Consider the following 7,999-nt stretch of genomic DNA (forward strand, 5'->3'; position numbering starts at 1 on the left):
TGATCTCCCTGGCGGTTGCCGCCGCCGGTTGGGTGGGTGAGACTTCACCCGGAGATTACGCCGCCTTCCAATTTCCACCACTTCCGAGACACGACCCGGTCGCCTTCAGCGTGACGCCTTTCTCCTTCAGCTCATGAACGATGTCTTGCAGATCCTTGAGGCTACGGGCCAGCCGGTCGATGCGGGTGATGATCAGCGTGTCACCCGGGCGCAGGAACTGAAGCAGGATGTCGAGTTCGGAGCGCCCCTCGCGGGAGGTGCCGGTCTTCTTCTCGGCCCGGATCACCTGACAACCCGCCGCACGTAGCGCCTCCTCTTGCAAGGAAAGGTCCTGGTCCGTCGTGGAAACGCGCGCGTAGCCGTAAAGGGTCATGGAAGAGCAGTTCTGTCCGGTTTGGGTTTAGACCCCCTCACGCTACTGTCCGACAAGTCTCAAAGCAACTCTAATTGGACGCAAGCAGGTGTCCGGTGCAGCTGTCTTGATAAGGTAGACCCGAATTGACGCTTTTTCCGATCGTGTACTATTCGACTGGTCCTTCGAGCACATGATCAAAGCAAGTTCATCGATGCGACTTGCTGGGCGTAGCAGTACCAATGTAAGCTGATTGGTATGAATGTGGGAAGTAAGAGCTGGAGAAGGGCAGGTGACATGACTGCGCAGCGGGTCAGGATCATCGAAGGTGGCAAGCTCATCATCCCGGCGCCGATGCGGCGGGAGCTCGGGATAGCCACAGGCGATACCGTACTGGTGGATATTGAGGACGGCGAACTGCGTGTCCGTTCGCTCACACAGGCCATTGCTCGAGCTCAGGCCATTCTGCGGCGCCATGTGCCGGAAGGCGTGTCCTTGGCTGACGAGTTGATTGCAGACCGCCGGCGCGAGGCTGACCGTGAGTAGAGTGGTAGTACTGGATTCCTCCGCCCTGCTTTGCGTCCTCAACGGAGAGGCCGGCGCGGATCGTGTGGCACAAGTCCTGTCCTCGGCTGTGATCGGCGCCGCGAACCTCGCGGAGGTCGTCACCAAGCTGCGGGAGCGCGGCCTAAGCGCCGAAGAGGTAGAGGAGGTGCTCGGCGGTCTTCACCTCGATGTACGCCCATTCACGCCAGCGCAAGCCTACGCAACCGGGCACCTCAGGCCCGCCACGCGAGCCCTCGGTCTTTCGCTTGGGGATCGCGCCTGCCTGGCACTCGCGGCTGAACTCAGCGTTCCTGCCGTGACTGCAGATCAGGCCTGGTGCAGTGCCGACGTCGGGGTGGAAGTCGAGGTGATCCGAGGGCAGGAGAGCGATAGGCTCCGATGATGCAAAGTTGACTCGGTGCCTTCCTCGTGGGTTGGGCCGATAGGAAGGTTGGACATGCTTCGCATCTTTGTCGGCGTCACTCACAAGCCCTGGTTCGACTATCTCGCCGACCTTGCGCCCGACGAGGTGAACTTCTGGCAGCCCTCGGGCTCGGGTGAGTTCCGGGCGCTCCAACCGGGCGATCTCTTCCTCTTCAAGCTAAAGGCGCCCTGGAATGCCATCGCCGGGGGCGGCGTGTTCGCGCATGCAAGCCTTGTGCCCCTGTCGCTGGCTTGGGACGCGTTTGGCCAGAAGAACGGTAACCCTGAGTTGGACTCCATGCGCCGCACGATTGCGCAGCTCCGCCGGGCCGCGCCCTTAGGCGAGCGCGAGGATCCGGTCATCGGCTGCCGTATTCTGACACAGCCCTTCTTCTGGCCTGAGGAGCTCTGGTTGCCAACGCCGGCAAGCTTTGCGGCCAATACTGTGACAGGGAAGGGCTACAGCGCCGAGGAGGCGGACGGCTTGGCGCTTTGGGAGGCGGTGCGAGAGCGACTTGCCTCCGCCAGCAGTCCGGCGCCCGAGCGGTCTGCTGTCCCGCTTGATCCCAGTCTACGCGACCCGGCCGGACCCTTCGTTCCCGATCCGGCTGGACCGCGCTATGGCACGCCGAGCTTGCTCCAGCGGCGGCTAGGGCAAGGTGCCTTCCGGTTGGCTGTGACGGACGGCTACGGCCGACGGTGCGCCGTCTCGGGTGAGCGCACGCTGCCCAGCCTCGACGCCGCGCATGTGCGCCCCTATTCGGAAGGTGGCGAGCACGAGATTTCCAACGGTCTCCTGCTCCGAACAGACATCCACCGCCTCTTCGACCTAGGCTACGTCACGGTCACGGAGAAGGGCCGCTTCGCTGTGAGCGCGCGCCTCAAGGCCGACTTCGACAATGGCACGCACTACTATGCCATGCAGGGCCAGGAGTTGCGCGCGCCCAAGCGGGGCTTTGCGCCGCCCGCGCCCGAGGCGCTCAGCTGGCACAGGGAGAACAGGTACCTAGGATAGCAGCTGCTGGAGAGCGTGCCCTCCCGGTCGGCGAGCTTGTTGACCGACCATTATCAGCAGCTGGTGGCCCCTATGCGGTCGCCCTTGATGTAGGCCGGAGTTCACTTTATGTTCATGGTTAAATGAGTGCTAACAGCAACTTGGCAAAGTGCGAGAGGGACCCGTGCACGCCGTTCGTTTCTTCAACATCGGCAACGCCGACAGCTGCCTCATCACACTCGAGAACGGCCGCCGGGCTCTCTTTGACTTCGCCGACATGCGGAGTGCCAACGACACCTCGGACAAGCGGTGTGACCTCGAGAAGGAACTGCGGGCGTGCCTGGGTGAAGACGAGGAGATCGACGTCGTCGCCTTCACCCATCTCGACACTGACCACTGCCACCGCGCGAAGGAGGTGTTCCACCTCGAGCACGCGGCCAAGTACCAAGGCGGCAACCGCATCAGGATCAAGACCATGTGGGTGCCTGCGACGGCCATCTTGGAAACAGGGGTGACGGGGCAGGCGCGGACATTGCGAACAGAGGCGCGGCATAGGTTTATTGAGGGTAAGGGCATCCGTGTCTTCTCCCGACCTGACGCCCTCGACCAGTTCCTGAAGGACAACAACATCGACCCGGCCAAGCGCCGCAACCTCATCACCGACGCGGGTACCCTCTGCCCGGAGTTCAATCTGGCCGCAGATGGCGTCGAGTTCTTTCCGCACTCGCCTTTCGCAGAGCACACTGACAACGGCGTCATCGTCCGCAATGCGTCGGCCCTGTTCATGCAGGCGACCTTCCAGGTCCAGGGCCGCGCGACCAAGCTGATCTTGTCGGCGGACGTCGACTACCAGACCATCGACGACATCGTCCGGGTGACCCGCTACTACAAGAATGACTACCGTTTGGAGTGGGATATTAACAACGTCCCGCACCATTCGAGCTACACCTCGCTTGCTGCGGAGAAGGGAGCCGAGGAGACTGTACCAAGCAAGCGGCTGCAGTGGCTCTACGAGACGGCAGGACGACGGGGCGGCCTCTTGGTTTCGACAAGCGACCCGATCCCGTCCGAGGACACGACACAGCCGCCCCATCGTCAGGCGGCCAATTACTACAAGAGGGTCGCCCGCGACCTGGGCGGTCAGTTCCTGGTTACCATGGAGCATCCCTCCAAGGCCGCTCCCAAGCCACTCGTCATCGAGATAGGCAGCGCCGGTGCGAAGGTCCGAAAGACGGCGGGCGGCACGGCGGCGGTGATCGGCGCGGCTGCGCCGCGTGCGGGGTCCCGTTGACCACCAGCGAGGCCGAGGCGCCATCTCGGCTAGCTCAGGCGGTGATCGAGTACCTGACGAGGTCGGTCGACCACCCCTTTGCCACCCTAGTCAAGGCCGAGGGGCTCGTGCTCGACGTCGAGGTTGAGCCTGAGCTGGCTCAGGATCGTGTCGTCCCAATCCTGCCTGTCGAGCCCCTGCGCCTGATTTTCTCGCCGGGGGATACGAGCAGTCCCATAGTCCTTTCCCGTCGGGCCGACTTCCCCTTTGGCCTTGTTCACACCCTACAGGGATGGGGCGAGAGTGGCTTGGCCTTGTGCGTTTGGGAGGAGGCTTGGCAGGACATATCGCGGATGCTGACCGGACAGGTGCTGGTGGAGCGCCTCCGCGACTGGCTGTCTAGGACCGCCGCCGGGAGCCTCCACCAGGAGGAGCAAGGCCTCGAGCCTCTGATCCCCACCACGGCCCACACCTTGATCATCCCGCCAGGACCGCCCCGGGGTCCCTGGCACATTGTCGGCGCAAGTAAGCACGATGGGCGCTGGACGGTCCGCTTGGACCCGACGCCCCGGACGGACGTGAGTGGGGTGCTCCCCTTCGCCGTCTTCGGGTTGGAGCTGCCCTCGCAGGTCCATGCTGCCTTGCGCGCACGCCCTTACGACCTCGGCAGCTTGATCGGACTCGCTCGGGAACTGGGAGGCAACCTCGTCGCCAGCCTCGGCGAATGGCTCGTCGAACCAGCGCAGTTGGAGCACGCCGTTGATCGCCACGTCCTTCTGCTTGTATCGGTGCCAAAGCGCAGGACCCTCGAAGGGCCTGATGAGACGGTGGAAGTCTGGGCCTACCAGCCGTCGGGCACCCTGGCTGACCTCGGCGAACAGCTCGGCCACACCTTCACATATAGGGAGGGTGCCGCTGCCGACACGGTTCGGGCCATGCCGCCCGGGTCCGTTGCTGACCTTGGTGCTATCGAACTCCAGGGCTGGCGCGTGGTGCAGCGACTCGACCGGACTTCGGCTCGAGATCATGCGGCCGTGCCAAACCGCTCCGATGCGAAACTCGTCGCGATCGGCGCAGGGGCCATCGGCTCGAACGTTGTCCTGAACACGGCCAAGTCGGGCATCGGCGCTTGGACGATAATTGACGACGACGTCGTGCTGCCGCACAACACGGTTCGCCAAGCCTACGGCGACGCCTTGGTCGGGTTCTCCAAGGCCGAAGCCCTTGCGCACGAGGTCAACCAACTCCTCGCCGAGGCCGATGCGAAGAGCCACTGCGCGGACGTCCTCCGTTCGGACGCGCAGGCAGAAGATCTCGCCCAAGCAGATCTAGTGTTGGACTTCAGCGCCTCGCCCGCAGTGGTGGGGCACCTCTCGGACCAACGAGAGGTCAGGCGCGCGGCCAGCTTCTTCTTCAGCCCGGACGGATCCGACCTGGTGATCCTGGCCGAGGACGCAGCGCGGGAGCTGCGTCTTGACGAGATCGAGGCGCAATACTTCCTGGCAGTAGCCACCGAGCCTTCGCTCGCAGGACATCTCGATACGGCCAGGGTCGACCGCATCCGTTACGCCAACGCCTGCCAAGACCTTACCCGGCCGCTTCCGCCGTGGCAGGTGCAGTCACTGTGCGGCATTGCTGCTGGCCAGCTTATTGCCCTAGTCGGGAGCCCGAAGGCAGCAGCCTCTATATGGAGACTCGATCCAGCGAACGCCGCAGTCGCACCTGTGATGCTTCCCCTTTCACAGGTACACCGCCACGCCTCGGCCGATCTTCGGGTGGTTGTCACCGAAGCGGCAATGAAGATGATCCAAGGATTGCGAGCTGCAGCGGTGCCGAACGAGACGGGTGGTGTGCTGGTGGGCACTTTCGACGTTGTCCGGGGCGTCGCCCACATTGTCGCGGCGTTGTCCGCGCCACCCGACAGTCGTCAGGCCCCTACCCACTTTGTCCGGGGTGCTAGAGACTTAAGGCCAATCGTCGAGGGCATGGCCGCTCGGACCGCCGGCAGGCTCCACTACCTCGGCGAGTGGCATAGCCACCCTGATCGCGTGGCTGCCCGGCCAAGCGGGGATGACGAGAAGGTCTTCGCGTACCTTGCCAAGCACCTCCACCCTGGCGGCGCACCGTATGCCATGATGATCCATGGCGAGCGCGACACCTGGCTCCGGGTGGGCTGGCAGGGTCGCGCAACTCTGGAAGGCACGATGGCCCATGCGACCGAGCGGCGATCCTGACGACGCAATGCCCGGAGGCATTGCCTTGGCACTGTCGGGTGGTGGTTCCCGAGCCATGGCGTTCCATCTCGGCTGCCTTCGTGCCTTGCGGTCTGAAGGCCTGCTCAACCAAGTCTCGACTATTTCAGCCGTATCGGGCGGCAGCGTCCTCGCGGCGCTCTACTGCAGCCACCCGGGCGATTTCGACGAGTTCGAGCGCGTCGCTCGGAGGATTATCGGCCGGGGGTTTGTCCGCCCCGCCGTGAGGGCGGTATTTACCACCTCAGAGGGTCTGAAGGCCCTTGGGAGTGGCATGCTGACATGGCTCGATCGTGTCGCGGCCTTAAGCGCAGGACTGATTTTGAAGGCGGTGCCTCGCAGATTCCGCCCCACGCCACGGTGGTTGAAGGAGAGCCAGCTGCGTCGCTCTGCGAGTCGGACGACCGTGCTGCAACGCGTCTTCGACAATATACTTGACGGACGAACACTTGTTCAGCTTCGTGACGACCGGCCCAAGCTGATCATTGTGGCGTGCGACCTGATGGCTAGCTCAGCTTTCTACTTCGCTAAAGATGGTGTCGGCTCATGGCGCCGAGGGGTGGCCGCTGCGGGAGCCGTCCGGGTGGCGGAAGCGGTAGCAGCCTCGGCAGCTTATCCAGTATTTCTGCCCACGCTTGAACTCTCAATGACCTTCACCAAGAAGGGGGGGCAGAAAAAACAGGAAAGGGTCGTGCTGACTGATGGGGGTGTTTACGACAACTTGGGTCTTGCGCCTTTGTGGCCAGACCGCGATCCCTCCGTCAGCCTCCATGTTGGCAGCTACGACCGTCTGATCGTTTCCCGGGCGGGATATAGTACAAGCATGTCTGCCGCTCCGGCACTCTGGGGATCCCGGATGTACGCCGTCATGAATACCATGTTCTCGCGCTCGCAAAATGCCACAATGAAACGGTTGTTTGATTTGCAGAAAGGCGGTAGCCTGAAAAGCTTTATTTTGCCCTACCTGGGTCAAGCTGACGACCAACTGGCGAACCCGCCTTCGGACCTCGTACGCGCCGAGGATGTCGCCAACTACCCAACTGACTTTTCTGCTATGCCATCGGATTGGATCGAGAAATTGTCGCAACGGGGGGAGCAGCTCACCCGATCTCTCATCGTAGAGCATTGGCAGCCTGCCAATAGGAACTGAGCTGCCACATCAAGTTTATCGAAAGGTCCAGACAGTGGCACGCGTAGAGTTCGACAGCACGAAGAAACCTTTGGATGATCTTCTCAAGCGTGCCCGTGACGGTTTGATCCAACTCCCCGATTTTCAGAGGGGCTGGGTCTGGGACGACGAAGGGTTGCGGGGTCTTCTGGCGTCCATCTCCAGATCATTTCCGGTAGGGGCCATCATGACGCTCCAAGCGGGAGGCGAGGTCAAGTTCAAGCCGCGTCGGATCGAGGGCGCACCAGAGGGAAGCTCTGGCATCTCCCCCGAGTCGCTTCTCCTGGATGGTCAGCAGCGTCTTACATCCCTTTATCAGACAACGATGCGCAAAGAAGTCGTTGAGACAATCAACACCAAAAAACAGAAGATCAAACGTTTCTACTATATCGACATGGCAAAGGCCTTGGAGGAGGGAGCCGACCGCACGGAAGCCTTCCTCGGACTTCCAGAAAGCAAGATCGAAACACGTAACTTCGGCCGAGATATCGTCCTTAACTTGAGAACTGAAGACGACGAATTTGCTCAGTGCATGTTTCCAACAAACCGTATATTTGATTGGAATGATTGGCAGATAAAATTTGTTGCGCACTGGAGCTACTCAGCTGAGAAAACCCATTTCTGGTTCCGCTTTCTAAACGAGGTCCTCGCAGCCTTTCACCAATATCAGATGCCGGTAATCGAGTTGGGCAGGAGCACCAGCCGAGAAGCTGTTTGCCTGGTGTTCGAGAAGGTAAACACAGGCGGCAAGAAGCTGGACGCATTCGAGTTACTGACCGCCATTTATGCTGGAGAGCAGGAAGGCTTCCTTCTCCGGGAGGAATGGTCGAGGATTGCAACGAACCTCAAGGCGTCCATTGCGCTCAAGGAGCATCCCCTGACGCGCCTCGAAGCTACAGAGTCCGGCCTGAACAACTTCTACTGCATTGATTTTGTGTGCTGAAGCTGCGGTTTTGTTGGCTTTGAATTGCAGGGTTTCGTATGCTTTTGCCAG

General features: G+C 61.7%; 8 protein-coding genes. 7 read left to right on the forward strand and 1 reads right to left on the reverse strand.

The annotated features are described in order from the left end of the window. Positions 1 to 55: 55 nt before the first annotated feature. Positions 56 to 373, reverse strand: a complete 318-nt coding sequence (locus DPQ23_RS14760; RefSeq protein WP_112875534.1) for a recombinase family protein — start codon at positions 371 to 373, stop codon at positions 56 to 58. Between the two features lie 276 nt (positions 374 to 649). Between DPQ23_RS14760 and DPQ23_RS14765 the strand changes: the two genes are divergently transcribed. The 7 genes from DPQ23_RS14765 (at position 650) to DPQ23_RS14795 (ending at position 7,948) form a co-directional block, all read left to right on the forward strand. Continuing rightward, positions 650 to 898 (forward strand): AbrB/MazE/SpoVT family DNA-binding domain-containing protein, encoded by a 249-nt coding sequence (locus DPQ23_RS14765; protein WP_112875535.1) that lies wholly within the window; start codon positions 650 to 652, stop codon positions 896 to 898. A gap of 1 nt (position 899) precedes the next feature. After that, on the forward strand, positions 900 to 1,301 hold the full coding sequence (locus DPQ23_RS16145; RefSeq protein WP_205961481.1) for a PIN domain-containing protein: 402 nt from the start codon (positions 900 to 902) through the stop codon (positions 1,299 to 1,301). Positions 1,302 to 1,355: 54 nt separating this feature from the next. Continuing rightward, positions 1,356 to 2,336 (forward strand): HNH endonuclease, encoded by a 981-nt coding sequence (locus DPQ23_RS14775; protein ID WP_112875536.1) that lies wholly within the window; start codon positions 1,356 to 1,358, stop codon positions 2,334 to 2,336. 163 nt (positions 2,337 to 2,499) lie between these two features. After that, the gene (locus DPQ23_RS14780; RefSeq protein WP_112875537.1) at positions 2,500 to 3,606 is read left to right on the forward strand and encodes a ComEC/Rec2 family competence protein; all 1,107 of its coding nucleotides are present in this window, start codon (positions 2,500 to 2,502) and stop codon (positions 3,604 to 3,606) included. Further along, positions 3,603 to 5,819, forward strand: coding sequence for a ThiF family adenylyltransferase (locus DPQ23_RS14785; protein ID WP_112875538.1), 2,217 nt, complete (start codon positions 3,603 to 3,605; stop codon positions 5,817 to 5,819). The genes DPQ23_RS14780 and DPQ23_RS14785 overlap by 4 nt, the downstream gene beginning before the upstream one ends. Before the next feature lie 25 nt (positions 5,820 to 5,844). Beyond that, positions 5,845 to 6,987, forward strand: coding sequence for a patatin-like phospholipase family protein (locus DPQ23_RS14790; RefSeq protein WP_162630788.1), 1,143 nt, complete (start codon positions 5,845 to 5,847; stop codon positions 6,985 to 6,987). A gap of 34 nt (positions 6,988 to 7,021) precedes the next feature. Then, positions 7,022 to 7,948, forward strand: a complete 927-nt coding sequence (locus tag DPQ23_RS14795; RefSeq protein WP_112875540.1) for a DUF262 domain-containing protein — start codon at positions 7,022 to 7,024, stop codon at positions 7,946 to 7,948. Positions 7,949 to 7,999: the final 51 nt, after the last annotated feature.

The organism is Paracoccus endophyticus (assembly GCF_003286075.1).
Classification (GTDB): domain Bacteria; phylum Pseudomonadota; class Alphaproteobacteria; order Rhodobacterales; family Rhodobacteraceae; genus Paracoccus; species Paracoccus endophyticus.